Here is a 14,015-nt window from a genome sequence, read left to right on the forward strand (position 1 = left end):
TCTCGAGGTTTTCCATGAACGACATCGCCAGGACTGCCGACCATGAAGGCCCGGAGATCGGCAGCGTCGATCGCTTTCTGCGCCGGCAACTGCTTCACCAATTGAGCCAGCTGCGGCACGGAAGATTGCTGCTGACTGGCGATGGCGAGCAACTTCAATTCGGCGACGCCACAGCCGACCTGCAAGTTCACCTGGATGTGCTGGATCCAGCCTTCTACCGTGCTGTCGCGAGCAACGGCAGCGTCGGCGCCGGTGAAGCTTATATGGATGATCTGTGGCGTTGCGACAATCTGGTTGGTCTGGTGCAGTTGCTGGTCCGTAACCGCGACATGCTCGACGGCATGGAAAGCGGCCTGGCGCGCCTTGGCGGCATGGCGATGCGCGGTTGGCACGCGCTACGCCGCAATACGCGCGATGGCAGTCGCCGCAATATCGCCGCGCACTACGACCTGGGCAATGATTTCTTCCGGCTGTTCCTGTCGCAGGACTTGATGTACTCGTCCGCGATCTGGGCAGAGGCATCGGACACGCTCGATACCGCTTCCACGCGCAAGCTCGAACGCATCTGCCAGAAGCTGGACCTCAAACCGACCGACCGGGTGATCGAAATCGGCACCGGCTGGGGAGGCTTTGCCTTGTATGCCGCGCAGCACTACGGGTGTCATGTCACCACCACCACGATTTCGCGCGAACAGCACGCGCTGGCCAGTGAACGCGTGGCGGCGGCCGGCCTGGGCGATCGCATCAGCCTGCTGCTTGAGGATTACCGCGACCTGCAAGGCCAGTACGACAAGCTGGTCTCGATCGAGATGGTCGAGGCGATCGGCGCGGCGTATCTGGATGTCTATTTCGAGAAGGTTGGCCGCTTGCTGAAGCCCGACGGCCTGGCGTTGCTGCAGGCGATCACCATCGAGGATCACCGCTACGCACAGGCGCTGGGTTCGGTCGACTTCATCAAGCGCCATGTGTTTCCCGGCAGCTTCATTCCATCGATTCATTCGCTCATGGCGGCAAAAACCCGCAGCAGCGACTTGGCCCTGGTCCAGCTGGAAGATTTCGGCCACTCATACGCGCTGACCTTGAAAGCCTGGCGCGAACGCTTCATGGCGCGCCTGCCGCAGGTGCGTGCACAAGGTTTCGACGAACGTTTCATTCGCATGTGGGAGTTTTACCTCGCCTACTGCGAGGGCGGCTTTCGTGAGCGCTCGATCGGCGTGTCGCACTTGCTGCTGGCCAAGCCCGGATATCGCGACGCGACGTTGCTACCGACGCTCGATCCGGCCAGAAGGATGCCTGCATGAGATTCTGGGCCAGCCTCATCGGCTATCAGTTGGTCTGGTTCGCCGCCGTTATCGGCGCCGGCCATGGGCTGGCGTGGCCGGGAGTCGTCGGCATGCTGCTCTATGCCGCGTGCCAGCTGACGGCTGCGCGTCACTATAAAGCCGATTTGTCATTGATGGCGGCGGCCGTGGCGCTGGGGTTGCTGGTCGATGGCGGACTGATTCGCACGGGGTTGGCGAACTATGCCGCAGCGTGGCCGTCGGCCGCGTGGGCCCCGGCATGGATACTGGCGCTGTGGGCCACGTTCGCGTTGACCTTCACTCAATCGCTGCGCTGGCTGCAGGGACGTCTTCATGTCGCCGCCCTGCTCGGCGCCATCGGTGGTCCGTTGGCCTATCTGGGAGCGTCGCGCGGCTGGCAGGTGGTGCGCTTTGCCGATCCCCCGTGGCGCGCGCTGTTGTGGCTCGGCATCGGCTGGGCGCTGGCGACGCCGATATTGGCGTGGCTAGCCGGCCGCTGGTCGAACGATGCGACGCCGACATCGATCGCTTTGCGCGGAAAAACATCATGAACCCATGGATTCAGCTGGCGCTGCTGTGGCTGCTTGCCGCCGTGATGATGAGCCTGGGCTGGCTGTGGCAACGCGCACACGCCAATGCCGGCATCGTCGATGCGCTATGGGCCGGCGGCCTGGGTGGTAGCGCGGTGTTGTTCGCCGCGTTTGGTGACGGCGCGCCATGGCCACGCGTAGCCGTCGCCGTGCTTGGCGGCCTCTGGGGTATGCGACTCGCCATGCATCTGTGGAAGCGGGTCCGTGGCGAGCCTGAGGATGGCCGCTATCAGAATCTGCGAGCGCACTGGCAAGGAAGCCAGCTTAAGTTTTTTCTGTTCTTCCAGTTCCAGGCGCTGCTGATCGTGCTGTTCTCGTTGCCGTTCCTGGCGGTAGCACGCAACCCGCATGGGTTCGGTCCTTGGCTGCTGGCTGGGTTGGCGATCTGGCTGGTGAGCGTGATGGGCGAATCGATCGCCGATCGGCAACTGGCGCGATTCCGTGCGGATCGTACGCATCGCGGCCGGACCTGCCGGGATGGCCTATGGCGCTACTCGCGTCATCCGAATTATTTCTTCGAATGGATTCACTGGTTCGCTTATGTCTGCCTGGCCGTCGGCTCTCCGATCGCATGGCTGGCCTGGGCTGGACCGCTGACGATGTACGTCTTCCTGCGCTGGGTCAGCGGTATTCCATACACCGAGAAGCAGGCGCTGCGCAGCCGCGGCGACGACTATCGCGCCTATCAACAGAGCACCTCCATGCTGATTCCCTGGTTTCCGAAAAGGAGCGCCTCATGAATACTGCCGTCACGGCTTTCGACGAACGGTCACAGGATGGCCCTGCCGCTGGACTGCTCGGTCTGGCCGAGCGAGGCCTCCTGCCCGATGCCTTATTGCGGCAAGGCATTCGCCACCTGTGCGCACAGCGCCTGCGCGAGGAAAGCGCCGATGGCTTGGAAGCGCAAGCGGCGCGCTTTGCCGAACGCATCGACATGCTACGGCATAGCGCGGTGGCGATTCACACCGACGTCGCCAACGCCCAGCATTACGAACTGCCACCAGCTTTCTTCGAGCTTTGTCTTGGCAAACGCCTGAAGTACTCCGGTTGCTACTACCCGCGCGGCGACGAATCATTGGATCAGGCCGAAGAGGCCATGCTTGCCCTTTATGGCGAACGTGCCGAACTGGCCGATGGCCAGACCATCCTGGAGCTCGGCTGCGGATGGGGCTCGCTTACGCTGTGGATGGCCGAGCGCTATCCGAGCGCGAAGATCGTCGCCGTTTCAAATTCGAACCAGCAACGCCAGCATATCGAGGTGCAATGTCGTCAGCTTGGGCTGTCCAACGTGAGCGTGATCACCCAGGACGTCAACAGGCTCGAGCTCGACGCGGAGCGGTTCGATCGCTGCGTCTCGATCGAGATGTTCGAGCATATGCGCAACTACGACATCCTGTTGGGCCGTATCGCCCGCTGGCTGCGTCCAGGCGGCAAGCTGTTCGTGCACATCTTCGCGCACAAAGCCCTTATGTATCCGTTCGAGACCACCGGGAAGGACGACTGGATGGGACGGCACTTCTTTACCGGCGGCTTGATGCCGGCAGCCGACACCCTGTTGTGGTTCCAACGGGATTTGAAGATCGAGCATCGCTGGCTTGTCGACGGCACGCATTACCAGCGCAGCGCCAATCACTGGCTGGCCAATCAGGACCGGCACAAGGATCAGGTGATGGCCGTTCTCACCGCGGCCTACGGACACAAGGCTGCGGCGCTATGGTTCCAGCGCTGGCGCATGTTCTGGATGTCCTGTGCGGAGTTGTTCGGTTACGCCCATGGCCAGGAATGGCTGGTAGCGCACTACCTGTTTGCGCGGCCGTGACCGCTCACGACGGCACCCCATCATTTCGGAGCCATCCTATGAACTTGCCGAAAAAAATGTTGCTGGCCTGCGGCATCGTTCTCGTCTGCGCCTGCGTTCATGCCGGCAGCCTGCCGCCGATCAAGCCTGTCGAGCATGTCGACCTCCCCCGCTTCATGGGCGACTGGTATGTCATTGCGACCATCCCCACTCGTTTCGAAAAGAATGCCTATAACGCAGTCGAAACCTATAAAGCGCAACCGGATGGCAATATCTATACCGCGTTTCGCTTCAACAACGGTTCGTACGAGGGCCCGGTGAAGGCCATCCATTCCACGGCCTTCGTCAAAGCGGGCAGCGGCAATGCGGTATGGGGTGTACAGGTGTTCTGGCCGGTCAAGGCGCAATACATCGTGGCGTACTTGAAAGAGGACTACAGCCAGACCATCGTCGCTCGAGACGCCCGGGATTACACCTGGGTCATGGCGCGCACACCGACGATTTCCCAAGCTGACTACGACGCGTTGATGGTGCGCGTCGTGCAGCTGGGTTATTCGCTTCAGGACGTGCGCAAGGTTCCGCAGCAGCGGCCTGATGCTCAACACCCGGAAATGTAAGATCCCCATCCCACACGGATGCTCGGCCTCGTTGTCGCCGTTTCAGCCATGGTCTGCTTGCCAGGGAGCGATATTGCCCGAGGTTTTACATTGCGAGCGTCACGCTTGCACTCGGTAGCCAGCACTGATCGAGCACGCTAGGTATTTGGACAAAGCTCTTAAATGGAAGCCTCTGTCTGATTGCGAGTATCGCGCCGCATCGCTTGAGGTGATCTTCCGTATGCTCGCAAGAAGGCACGCCGCATTCGCTCACGATCGCCAAAGCCGGTCTGGTTGGCGATCGTCTCGATGGGATGTCGCCCTTCCTCCATCATCAGCTTCGCTGCTTCAAGGCGGAGCCGTTCAACAGCACGTGCCGGCGACTCACCCGTTTCCTCGCGGAACGCACGACTGAACTGCCGGGTGCTCAGACTTGCCACCTGGGCGAGTTGCTCGACCGACAAATCGGCTTGCAAGTTATCACGCGCCCATGTCAGTGCGGTCTGGATACGATCCGATTTTGGTTCCATCTCGAGCAACGCCGAAAACTGTGGCTGACCGCCGCCCCGGCGGTGATAGATAACTAGCTTCTTCGATACCGCCAGTGCAATGTCTGCGCCGCAGTCGCGCTCCACCATGGCTAACGCCAAATCCAGAGCCGCGGTGCCGCCAGCCGATGTCCAGATGGGGCCATCGACGATGAAGATGCGGTCTTGCTCCATTTTGGACGCCGGATAGAGATTCTGGAGCTTTAACGAGTATGTCCAATGCGTAGTCACCCGCCGCCCGTCGAGAAGCCCGGCCTGCCCAAGGACAAATGCTCCAGTGCAAGCACTTGCAACGCGTCGCGAAGCCTCCGCGGCGCGCTGCAGGAAAGTGATGAGTCCGGACGACTGGCTAGTACCACGGTTATCGCCTGGCACAAGTACCGTGTCGATTGGCTCGTCATCGAACGGCTCCGAATCCAGCGAAAATCCAGCAGACGAGAGTACCGGTCCACCGTTCTCAGAGAGCATTCGAATCCTATACCGAGGCTCGGGCAAGCACAGATTGGCGAACTCGAACACCGTCGACGGCGACAGATCGAGGAGCTGAAAACCTGGATAGAGAACGATTCCAATACATTGCATGGCACTGCTCCGGCATGGCCCAAAAGGGTGGTTCTGCGTCGTTGTCCCCTTGATGAGGGCCTCCTAACCTCTCTTCAACGCCGGCATCGGGTCGGAATGAGGAAGTTAGTTATGACTACGAAAACACATGGCGGAACAGCGCTAGTCACGGGAGCCTCGACGGGCATTGGCTCAGTCTACGCCGATCGTCTGGCTCGCCGCGGCTACGACCTGATTCTGGTCGCTCGCAACAAAACCAAGCTCGATGCCGTCGCATCGCGCATCACCAAAGAGACTGGCCGCAGCGTTGAAGTTGTCGCCGCCGATTTGAACGACTTCACCGATTTGGCTCGTGTCGAGAATATTCTTCGTGCCGACGCCAGCATTACGCTACTGGTCAACAGTGCAGGCCTCGGCGCCGTGACACCACTGCTCGACTCGCCCGTCGACAAGATGGATGCGATGGTCACGCTCAATGTGGTCAGCCTGACGCGTTTGACTCAAGCGGTGATCCCGGCGTTTGCCGCTCGCAAGAAGGGCACTATCATCAACATCGGAAGCATCGTTGGCATGTATCCAGAACTGCTGAACGGCATATATGGTGCAACAAAGGCCTACGTGCAAGCGTACACCCAATCGTTGCATCACGAACTAAAGGACAAGGGCATCACCGTTCAGGTGGTCGCCCCGGGTGCCACTGCAACTCCGTTTTGGGACCTGGCTGGCTCACCTGTCGAGAACTTCCCACCGGAGATCGTCATGACCACAGAGAATCTCGTCGACGCCGCTCTTGCCGGCCTCGACCTGGGTGAAGTGGTGACGGTGCCGTCGCTGCCGAACGTCGCAGACTGGAAAGCCTACGAGGATGCTCGTGTGGCCATGTTCCCGAATCTCTCGAAGAAATCCCCTGCCCCGCGTTACGGCATCGCTTGATCCGCCAATGCCTGAGGCGCGATTAAGGTCGACGCGCTGCAGGCACACCATCTTCCAATCACGCATGGCAGTTGAGTTGACCCAGCCGGCTGCCATGCCCCGCAACTTTTTGCCCACGCCCTTCACGCCGACCCGTTCCCCACGTACGTGATCGGCATGCGCGCACGCGCATCTGGAGCACTTATGAATTCGCATCCCATTTCTCTTAGAGCGCGGGGCGTTCTAGCCATCGCGCTGATTACTCCGGCCTGGTCTGTCATGACGGCCGCTGCTCCCGTTCCGGTCTCCGCCCCGCCTTCTACATACACGCACCAAAGTGCGCCAACGCTGTACGTCGATGTTGACGGTGCCCGAATTGCCTACCGTCGTTTCGGCCATCCGGGTGGCGAGCCCCTGGTCTTCTTCCAACATTTCGCGGGCAACCTCGACAACTGGGATCCGAAGATCATCGACGGCCTCGCCGCGCAACGCGAAGTCATCCTGTTCGATAACGCGGGAGTCGCAGGCTCGACCGGACAGGTCCGCACAACGATCGAAGACACCGCCAAGGTCGGCATCGATTTTCTCGATGCCCTTGGCGTTAAAAAGGCGGACCTTTTTGGATTGTCGATGGGCAGCTTTGTAGCCCAGGAGATCGCGGTAGAGCGGCCTGACCTTGTGCGTCGACTGATCCTGGTCGGATCCGGCCCGCGCGGCGGCATCGGTATGGCAACGCTGACTCCCGAGTTTCAGGCCAAGCTGGCCAAGAAGCGGGCGGTGCCTGACGAGCTGCTGGTCGATGTGTTCTTTACCAACAGCGAGAAGAGTCAGGTAGCTGGTCGTGCCTTCCTGGCGCGCGTTCGCGCCAGGTCGGTGAACCGCGACCGAGACGTCAGTGACAAAGTCGCGCCTGCCCAAGCAGCCGCCATCGTTGAATGGGGAGCGCCCGATGCACATCCGTTTGACTACTTGAAGGCTATTCGCCAGCCGGTACTCGTCGTTGGCGGCAGTGATGACCTGGTGTTTTACACCGTCAACTCATTCAACCTCGCCCAGCATCTGGCCAACGCGACGCTGATTGTGTTCGCAGATTCTGCGCACGGATCTTTGTATCAGTACCCTGACCTGTTTCTGCAGAACGCAACATCGTTTCTCAATAACCAGTGACACATTGAACGGCCTCGTCCAACCAGGCGAGCAGTTCAGTAGTCGCGATGTTGAGTGCCCAGCATCTCCGGTTTATCCGGACCCCTAAAGCAATTGCCCTTCAGCAAGGCTGAGGGCGCGATGGGTAGGGTTTGCGTGCCCTACTCCACCGCGATGACTGCCAACGCGTATCGCAACAATCTTCTGCATCCTTCGGTTCCACTATTTACCCTCAAGCCATGGATCGAACGAGGTCGCGTCAAGCTCGCCTGCTTCGATCTCTGCCTTGAGTCCCTGCTGTACGAGTTGATGCGCGTACGCGCCGCCTTGCACTTCTTCATCGATATACTGCGCTGGCGCCTCGAAGGTCAGGTGCTCTATCACCTGGGTCTGTCCCTGCCCGATAGCCGTAAAAACGATGTGCTGGTGCGTGATGACGCCGGGCGCGTCGTAGGTGTCCGCATCGTAGTAGAACTCGTCGCTGTGGAATCGCTGCCGCGAAATCGTTTGCCCGTTATAAATCGTGCCATCGGGCATCGGAATATTTTCGAGTGCCACAAAGTCAAACGTTTCGACATTGCCATGCTGGTGATGGTTTATAGGAATGATTCCACTCAAATAAGGATGAAGACCGGTCGCCGTGTAAACGTTGGCATAGATGGCATATACCTTATCGATGGGGCGATTGATGACGATGCGAAGGTCCACGGATTGCACGACAACACCGCGTTGCGATAAAGGAATAGCCTCTTCAGCCTCGTACGCCGCCCAGTTCGTTTTCCATAGCTGGATGTACTGGGCATAGGTCGTTTGAGCATATGCGCCGGTTACGGCAGTCATCGATGTTGCAAACACAAGGACACTCAGTGCTCGGACGAAGAACGTTTTCACAATTAACCTCCTGGCGTCATGAAAAAACCTGGAATGCCTCGATCAACTCTTCGTAACTCGCCTTTAGTCAAATCTCAGGTGATGCCTGACTGAGCCCCTGACGAAGCAAGCATCGCTTCGTCAGGGGCTCCCTGTTGTGCCTTTCAGAAGCTGGTGGGATACCAGTCGGGTACCTGCCGGAAAACGAGTTTCTGGGCAGTGTCATTCTTGTCGCATGTCCACAGCTTCATGCGGGTGCCATTGGCGGGCGAGTTTCCATACACGTCCATGCAAAATTTCCGGTCCTGGTCGCGGCTTGCCATCAGGCCATCGGGGGTGATGTACCATTTTTCCGACCTTCCCCCATCGCAGTCCCACAGATTCATCTCCTTGTTCTGCCCCGCAGTGCCGCCCTTGATGTCCAGGCAATATTTATTGTTGCCCTTTGGCCTTAGCTGCCCTTCGGCGGTATACACAAACTGCTGATTATTGGCGCCGTTGCCACAAGTCCACTGGACGATGGATTTGCCGTTCCCATACGAACCGCCCTCCACGTCGACACAGCCCCTTTGCTGGCTGGTCACGGTGGGCATCATGAAGTAGCCAGGCAGGCTGCGCCGAACACCTACAAACGGAATGCTGTTGATCCAGTCAGGCCGGTAGTAAGTCGTGCTGGACAGGCTCTCGCTTAAGTCCATGCCCAATGCGCCAACGCCATGCGCGACGCCGATATAGGCGTAGGCATAGTCCGTATTGGTGAAATCGCCGGAATGATCCCATAGATGTAACAGCTGGCGATATTCAGCCGACCGATTGAGCACCTGCTCATCGTGGTCGCCAGCCTTCACATTGGCGCAGAAAAAATAACCGGAGTCGGCGGCACTCATCCCGTCGATCTGGGCCGTAATCTCTCCAGGGTCACCGGCATCGACATCCGGACAGAAAAACGTGTTCTGGCTCTTGCCGTGATCCGAAAGCCACTTACGCCCACCGTTCATGTTCTGGTTGACGGATCCAATGTGCCCACCCGTCAGCAGTACGATGACTTTGTTGCCGAGCGCGCTGATGGCTGGAAAGCCGCGACTTTTCAGTTTCAGGCGAGGCGAAGCGCCAGGCGCGCTGTTGATGTAACTCATAAGTTCGGCATAGGTGTAGCGATTGGCCGCTGGAATCGCCTTGCCGATGTACTCATCCAGCATGCCGACCTCGTCGCTCTTCCAGGCGCTGGCTGGATCCCAGCTGGCCTTCATGTCCACAAAAACAAGCAGCGGCGTCGTATCACCAGGATGGCTTGCCTTCCATGCAAGAATTACATCCAGGCAATCCTTCAAGCGGGTTTGCTGGGCGTTCCCGCAATTGGCTTTCATGGGATTCAAGTCGTGGGCTACAAACGGGCCGGCAGCCTCGTTTTCCCAATTGCCTCGATCAATCACGTCGATTTCGACAGCGCGATAGCCCGCATTGAGCCATCCACTGAAGTCCTTGCCATGCATGTAGGTATTGTGCGGCTGCAAATAATAAAGCTGATCAACCCGCGTTGAAGGTGTGGGCTGTGCAACTTTCAAGGGTGGTACAAAAGTCGTTTGAGCTACTGCTGGCACTGCAAGCAGCACACCTAGGATCGCGGCTAATCGTGATGCGATGCGGGCAATATGAGTAATGCTTTCCATGGCCCCTCCCTGACTTAGTTATTTCATCCTCCACAGCAAGGGGTATGTATGGATATTTCCCCTGGCATGGATCTGGTGGCACTCGTGGCGGCCGCCCATGGCGCTGCCATGGCGAGAGGCGACAAGTGGAGATCACAACGAACGCAGCTTAGGCACCACGGCCATGGGTTCTGGATCAGCATCGAACAGGCCGTGATGCGGATTATTGGAACGTCATCTACCGTCCACGCGGCGTGAAGACCTCTTAAGAAGACGGGGAGCTAAGAAGATTTAATTACCTCCGTACCAAATGTCGCGTGCGAGAAAAATAGGCACCCATTTTGGGCACCCACTAACAGACACCGCTGCATTGTTCGCTCCGGCGACACCCGTCGCGCTGACTGAACACGCGCAAGTACTGCTCTGTTTTAAAGCCATAGTGCTGCGCAAGCGATATAAAGCGCCAGTTTGAAAACCCACTATCCAACGCCAGTGCATGGGTCGCTGCTGGTGCGGTTAGCAATGTTGAGTGATCGAGATAGTGGATGTCCCAGACTTCCTTCAATTAGGGCCCGCGTCGATCCTGGCCGGCATCTCTCCCATAGCCTATCTTTCGGCTTATCTTAAAGCTCATTCTGAATCATTGATTTGAACTGACCAATCGCTTGGGCACACCACAGGCTTTTTTAATGATGTAGGCCAGCCGACCGGCTGGCCATCCCCGTGCTGTTCGTTTGCCTTTCGGGGTACATAGCACACCCCCTCGACATCCGCATCAGCAAGATCAGCCCCGGTGAAATCTGCATCAGTTACTCGCGATCGCCTTAAGTTAGCGCTGATGAGAATCGCGCCCTTGAAGTTGGCGTCAGATAGATCAGACCCAGGAATTTTCGCCTTAGACAGTTTCGCCTTCGAAAAGTCTGTCCACTTTGCATAGATTCCATGCAGCTTGGCCTCTCCAAGATTTGCGCCTCGAAATGTCGCGCCGTCTAACGTGCTCCGATCCAGATCAATTTGAAAGAGCTCTGTATCATCGAGCGTGGCGAGAGTGAAGTTAGACATCCAAAAGTGACCATTGTCGATGACAGCACCTGCTGCTCGAAGACCGCCGAACTCCGAACAAGGCATCCCAATTCCATTTAACGAGGCATGTTGACTCACGAGAAACTCGACTGCGTCAATCTGTCCAGAGTTTGTATGGTACTTGGGAACCTCAGTTTCGCCCTGCCCGTCACATCGAACTTGACGAACATGTTCGTTGATAATGGACCACGCCTTCTGTCGTTGCTCGAAGCTTCGCACCTTGGACTCAATGGAATATGTCCAAGTGGTCCAAAGGAAGCCAAAGACGGTGGCGACGATGCCGATGATCTTAGTCCAGCGTTCTAATTTATCTAGGCGTCCAGGTTGATATTTACGCCTACGGTATTTCGCATGGCGATTAGTGAGATCGGTAGCACCCGCGGAATCTAGCTTTGCCATAACCCCTCCCCTTGACGATCGGTGATTGACAACAGTTTTTGACATCAACTATCTGATGAGCGGCAGTATCGGAACATCCACGATCTATGCCTTGTCCGTCCACGGGCGTCTCGGATGCCTGTCTGGATAACCTGGCGAAAGTGCACCGGCTGCGAGCCGATTCATGGGCGCCCCAAATTTCCACGAATTTCTCACCAGGATTGAGAGGAGCCATCACACCCAAATGGCGTTCAAGACATTAGGATATTCAGGGTCACTCGGACGTAAGGAAACACGCAAATGAAGAAGTTGGTCAACGGGTTCTTGCTTGGGACTCTGCTGATAAGCGCCGCCCACGCACAAACCAACGCAGGCGATCAGAAATCCGATCCCGACCTTCCTTTCAACATGACGAAAGTAGCCAGCTTCGATCTGCCTTGGCGCATCGCGTTCCTGCCCGATGGCCGCATGCTGGTAACCGAGAAGGTCGGTCGCTTGGATCTGGTGACCCCGCAGGGCGCCAAGACCGAGATCAAGGGTGTGCCGGCGAGCTACGTCGAAGGTCAGAACGGCATGCTGGGCGTCTTCCTTTCACCCCATTACGCCCGTGACCACAGTGTGTACCTCACCTATGTCGCACCCGGTGACTATGGCGGCGGCCTGGTCATGGGCCGGGGTCGACTCGTGCTGGATGGCGATCAGCCGCGATTGGACGGCTTCGAGGTGCTATGGCGCCAGATGCCCACGGGCAAAGGCGGCCAGGCCGGCGCGCAGATCGCCTTTTCGCCAGACGGCAAGTACCTCTTTCTTACCGTGGGCGATCGTCAGCGCTTCACGCCCGCGCAGGACCCCGATCAACCGGTGGGCAAGATTCTGCGGCTGACCTTGGATGGCAAACCCGCGCCGGGCAATCCGTGGGCGGGAAAAGTCGGTGCTCGTACCATTCCGTTGATCGATCCGGCGAAAGATACGGAGGCCGCGAAAACGGCGCCCGTCGTCAGCACCTATACGTTCCCCGGCCCCAACCTTACGCCGGCCGAAACCTGGTCCGTCGGTCACCGCACGCCTTACGGCCTTGCCTTTGGTCCTGACGGCCGACTGTGGGAGCTTGAGCACGGTCCTCGCGGCGGCGACGAACTGAACCTGATCGAGCGTGGCAAGAACTACGGTTGGCCGCTGGTTTCGTATGGCATGAACTACAACGGCGTTCCGATTCCCAGCCCCGATACGCGGCCCGATCTCGTCAAGCCTGTGATCTATTGGGTACCGGTGATCGCGCCGGGTAATCTCATGTTCTACAAGGGCAGCCTGTTCCCGCATTGGAAAGGCAGCGCCTTGCTCAGTGGCCTTGTCAGCGAGGGAATCATTCGTGTCACCTTTGACGGCAAGGGCGGCGCCACCGCGGCCCAGCGTTGGAGTGTCGGCAAACGTGTCCGCGATATCGAAGAAGCGCCGGATGGTTCGCTTTGGCTATTGGAAGACAATGCCCCCGGTGGCTTGTTCCACCTCACGCCGAAATAATCCGGCCCTACCCTAGGGCTCTGAAACTCAAGCGGGACACCCACGATTCTATGGAACATGGGTGTCTCGTTTTTCCTCGCCGCTTTTCCTTGGACATCGAAGGGCACGCGCAAACGCTGATAGCTCAGTGAGCGCTTCGCACCCCTAACCTGCCTTCTTCAATGCCGCTCCGAGGAAACGTTCGACGATATCCGGCAGCATCGGGTCGACGGCGAGCGTGTAGTGCGTAGTGTTCGGCAAGATGGCGAGCTCGTTTGCCGGACGCAGGGAGCCATCGATCCCGGCATCGCGCTGGCCGCCGCCCAATGCCTTCCAGAACTCGATCATGTGCTCGGGCCGGATGGCGTCAGCGTCGGCAAAGATCAGCAGTGTGCGTGCCTGAAGCTTGGCGACATCGGCGCTCCAGTCGAAGGGGCGTTTGGTCATGTCGCCGACCTTCCTGAAGAGGTTGGTCCAATCGACATCGGGATAGGCCTGCCCTAATGGCGATGCCTTGACGCCGGGGCCGATCGTGGCAGCGTTGGCCTCCAACTGTTTGAAGGCGGCCACTGCCTCTGGATAAAAGCCGTCCTGCTTCATTGCCGCAGATACGAGCACCAGCCTGTCGACCACGCCCGGATGGCGGATAGCGGTCTGCAGTGCGACGCTACCGCCAAGCGAATAGCCCATGACGTCGGCTTTCTGGAGGTTCAGATGGCCGATCAGCGCGGCTATGTCATCGCCCATCGTTTCACTGCGCAGAGGCCTGTCAGTGTCTGGCGTGCGCCCATGGGCCTGGAGATGGACGGCGATCACCTGCCGTCCCTTGGCCAGTTTGGCCAGATTGCTCCCGAAGCTGCCTGGGTCGATGCCGCCGTGGAGAAGAATGAGCGGCTTGCCGGCGCCATGCACGCTGTAAAAGAGATGCTGGCCGTTGACGTCGGCAAAATGCTCGTTGGATACGGCGAGCGTCTTCTTGGCTTGAACGGGAAGGATCGCAGTCAGCACGGCGGTCGCCATGACAGTCTTCAGGAAATCACGTCTGAGCATATCGTCCTCACGTGCTGCCGAATGAGTCAGTGC

Annotated in this window: 13 protein-coding genes; 8 read left to right on the top strand and 5 right to left on the bottom strand. The window is 58.6% G+C overall.

The annotated features are described in order from the left end of the window. Positions 1-14: 14 nt before the first annotated feature. Genes QMG46_RS15690 through QMG46_RS15710 form a run of 5 tightly spaced genes read left to right on the top strand, consistent with a single transcriptional unit; the run spans position 15 to position 4,306 of the window. Positions 15-1,301, top strand: a complete 1,287-nt coding sequence (locus QMG46_RS15690) for an SAM-dependent methyltransferase (protein ID WP_281848772.1) — start codon at positions 15-17, stop codon at positions 1,299-1,301. Beyond that, positions 1,298-1,852 (top strand): DUF2878 domain-containing protein, encoded by a 555-nt coding sequence (locus QMG46_RS15695; RefSeq protein ID WP_281848773.1) that lies wholly within the window; start codon positions 1,298-1,300, stop codon positions 1,850-1,852. Before QMG46_RS15690 ends, QMG46_RS15695 begins: the two co-directional genes overlap by 4 nt. Further along, positions 1,849-2,631 carry a DUF1295 domain-containing protein gene (locus tag QMG46_RS15700; protein ID WP_281848774.1) on the top strand — a complete coding sequence of 261 codons (783 nt, stop codon included), beginning with the start codon at positions 1,849-1,851 and terminating at the stop codon, positions 2,629-2,631. The genes QMG46_RS15695 and QMG46_RS15700 overlap by 4 nt, the downstream gene beginning before the upstream one ends. Then, on the top strand, positions 2,628-3,710 hold the full coding sequence (locus QMG46_RS15705) for an SAM-dependent methyltransferase (RefSeq protein WP_281848775.1): 1,083 nt from the start codon (positions 2,628-2,630) through the stop codon (positions 3,708-3,710). Before QMG46_RS15700 ends, QMG46_RS15705 begins: the two co-directional genes overlap by 4 nt. 38 nt (positions 3,711-3,748) lie before the next feature. Continuing rightward, a complete protein-coding gene (locus tag QMG46_RS15710) occupies positions 3,749-4,306 on the top strand; it encodes a lipocalin family protein (protein ID WP_281848776.1) in 558 nt (185 codons plus the stop codon). Between the two features lie 158 nt (positions 4,307-4,464). Here the strand turns inward: QMG46_RS15710 and QMG46_RS15715 are convergent, their stop codons facing one another. Further along, positions 4,465-5,415 carry a GlxA family transcriptional regulator gene (locus tag QMG46_RS15715; protein ID WP_281848777.1) on the bottom strand — a complete coding sequence of 317 codons (951 nt, stop codon included), beginning with the start codon at positions 5,413-5,415 and terminating at the stop codon, positions 4,465-4,467. A 111-nt stretch (positions 5,416-5,526) separates the two neighbouring features. On the opposite strand from QMG46_RS15715, the gene QMG46_RS15720 reads away from it, so the two are divergent. Beyond that, on the top strand, positions 5,527-6,327 hold the full coding sequence (locus QMG46_RS15720; RefSeq protein ID WP_281848778.1) for an SDR family NAD(P)-dependent oxidoreductase: 801 nt from the start codon (positions 5,527-5,529) through the stop codon (positions 6,325-6,327). A gap of 183 nt (positions 6,328-6,510) precedes the next feature. Continuing rightward, complete coding sequence (locus tag QMG46_RS15725) at positions 6,511-7,473, top strand: alpha/beta fold hydrolase (RefSeq protein WP_281848779.1); 963 nt, start codon at positions 6,511-6,513, stop codon at positions 7,471-7,473. A 201-nt stretch (positions 7,474-7,674) separates the two neighbouring features. Here the strand turns inward: QMG46_RS15725 and QMG46_RS15730 are convergent, their stop codons facing one another. The 3 genes from QMG46_RS15730 to QMG46_RS15740 all read right to left on the bottom strand — a co-directional run bounded on the left by QMG46_RS15730 (position 7,675) and on the right by QMG46_RS15740 (position 11,453). Further along, entirely contained in the window at positions 7,675-8,343 is a 669-nt protein-coding gene (locus tag QMG46_RS15730) for a hypothetical protein (protein WP_281848780.1), read from the bottom strand. Between the two features lie 143 nt (positions 8,344-8,486). Further along, positions 8,487-9,992 carry a ricin-type beta-trefoil lectin domain protein gene (locus QMG46_RS15735; protein WP_281848781.1) on the bottom strand — a complete coding sequence of 502 codons (1,506 nt, stop codon included), beginning with the start codon at positions 9,990-9,992 and terminating at the stop codon, positions 8,487-8,489. A gap of 609 nt (positions 9,993-10,601) precedes the next feature. Beyond that, complete coding sequence (locus QMG46_RS15740; RefSeq protein ID WP_281848782.1) at positions 10,602-11,453, bottom strand: pentapeptide repeat-containing protein; 852 nt, start codon at positions 11,451-11,453, stop codon at positions 10,602-10,604. A gap of 279 nt (positions 11,454-11,732) precedes the next feature. Here QMG46_RS15740 and QMG46_RS15745 point away from each other — a divergent pair, with 279 nt between their 5' ends. After that, positions 11,733-12,953, top strand: coding sequence for a PQQ-dependent sugar dehydrogenase (locus QMG46_RS15745; RefSeq protein ID WP_281848783.1), 1,221 nt, complete (start codon positions 11,733-11,735; stop codon positions 12,951-12,953). A 144-nt stretch (positions 12,954-13,097) separates the two neighbouring features. Here QMG46_RS15745 and QMG46_RS15750 read toward each other — a convergent pair whose 3' ends face one another. Beyond that, positions 13,098-13,982, bottom strand: coding sequence for an alpha/beta fold hydrolase (locus QMG46_RS15750; protein WP_281848784.1), 885 nt, complete (start codon positions 13,980-13,982; stop codon positions 13,098-13,100). Between the last annotated feature and the right edge of the window lie 33 nt (positions 13,983-14,015).

This window comes from Dyella sp. GSA-30 (assembly GCF_027924605.1).
In the GTDB taxonomy this organism is placed as follows: domain Bacteria; phylum Pseudomonadota; class Gammaproteobacteria; order Xanthomonadales; family Rhodanobacteraceae; genus GSA-30.

Coding starts and splice junctions, on each gene's coding strand:
- QMG46_RS15735 (WP_281848781.1), bottom strand. CDS start 9,992: ATGGAAAGCATTACTCATATTGCCCGCATCGCATCACGATTAGCCGCG.
- QMG46_RS15710 (WP_281848776.1), top strand. CDS start 3,749: ATGAACTTGCCGAAAAAAATGTTGCTGGCCTGCGGCATCGTTCTCGTC.
- QMG46_RS15690 (WP_281848772.1), top strand. CDS start 15: ATGAACGACATCGCCAGGACTGCCGACCATGAAGGCCCGGAGATCGGC.
- QMG46_RS15700 (WP_281848774.1), top strand. CDS start 1,849: ATGAACCCATGGATTCAGCTGGCGCTGCTGTGGCTGCTTGCCGCCGTG.
- QMG46_RS15695 (WP_281848773.1), top strand. CDS start 1,298: ATGAGATTCTGGGCCAGCCTCATCGGCTATCAGTTGGTCTGGTTCGCC.
- QMG46_RS15720 (WP_281848778.1), top strand. CDS start 5,527: ATGACTACGAAAACACATGGCGGAACAGCGCTAGTCACGGGAGCCTCG.
- QMG46_RS15725 (WP_281848779.1), top strand. CDS start 6,511: ATGAATTCGCATCCCATTTCTCTTAGAGCGCGGGGCGTTCTAGCCATC.
- QMG46_RS15715 (WP_281848777.1), bottom strand. CDS start 5,415: ATGCAATGTATTGGAATCGTTCTCTATCCAGGTTTTCAGCTCCTCGAT.
- QMG46_RS15750 (WP_281848784.1), bottom strand. CDS start 13,982: ATGCTCAGACGTGATTTCCTGAAGACTGTCATGGCGACCGCCGTGCTG.
- QMG46_RS15705 (WP_281848775.1), top strand. CDS start 2,628: ATGAATACTGCCGTCACGGCTTTCGACGAACGGTCACAGGATGGCCCT.
- QMG46_RS15745 (WP_281848783.1), top strand. CDS start 11,733: ATGAAGAAGTTGGTCAACGGGTTCTTGCTTGGGACTCTGCTGATAAGC.
- QMG46_RS15740 (WP_281848782.1), bottom strand. CDS start 11,453: ATGGCAAAGCTAGATTCCGCGGGTGCTACCGATCTCACTAATCGCCAT.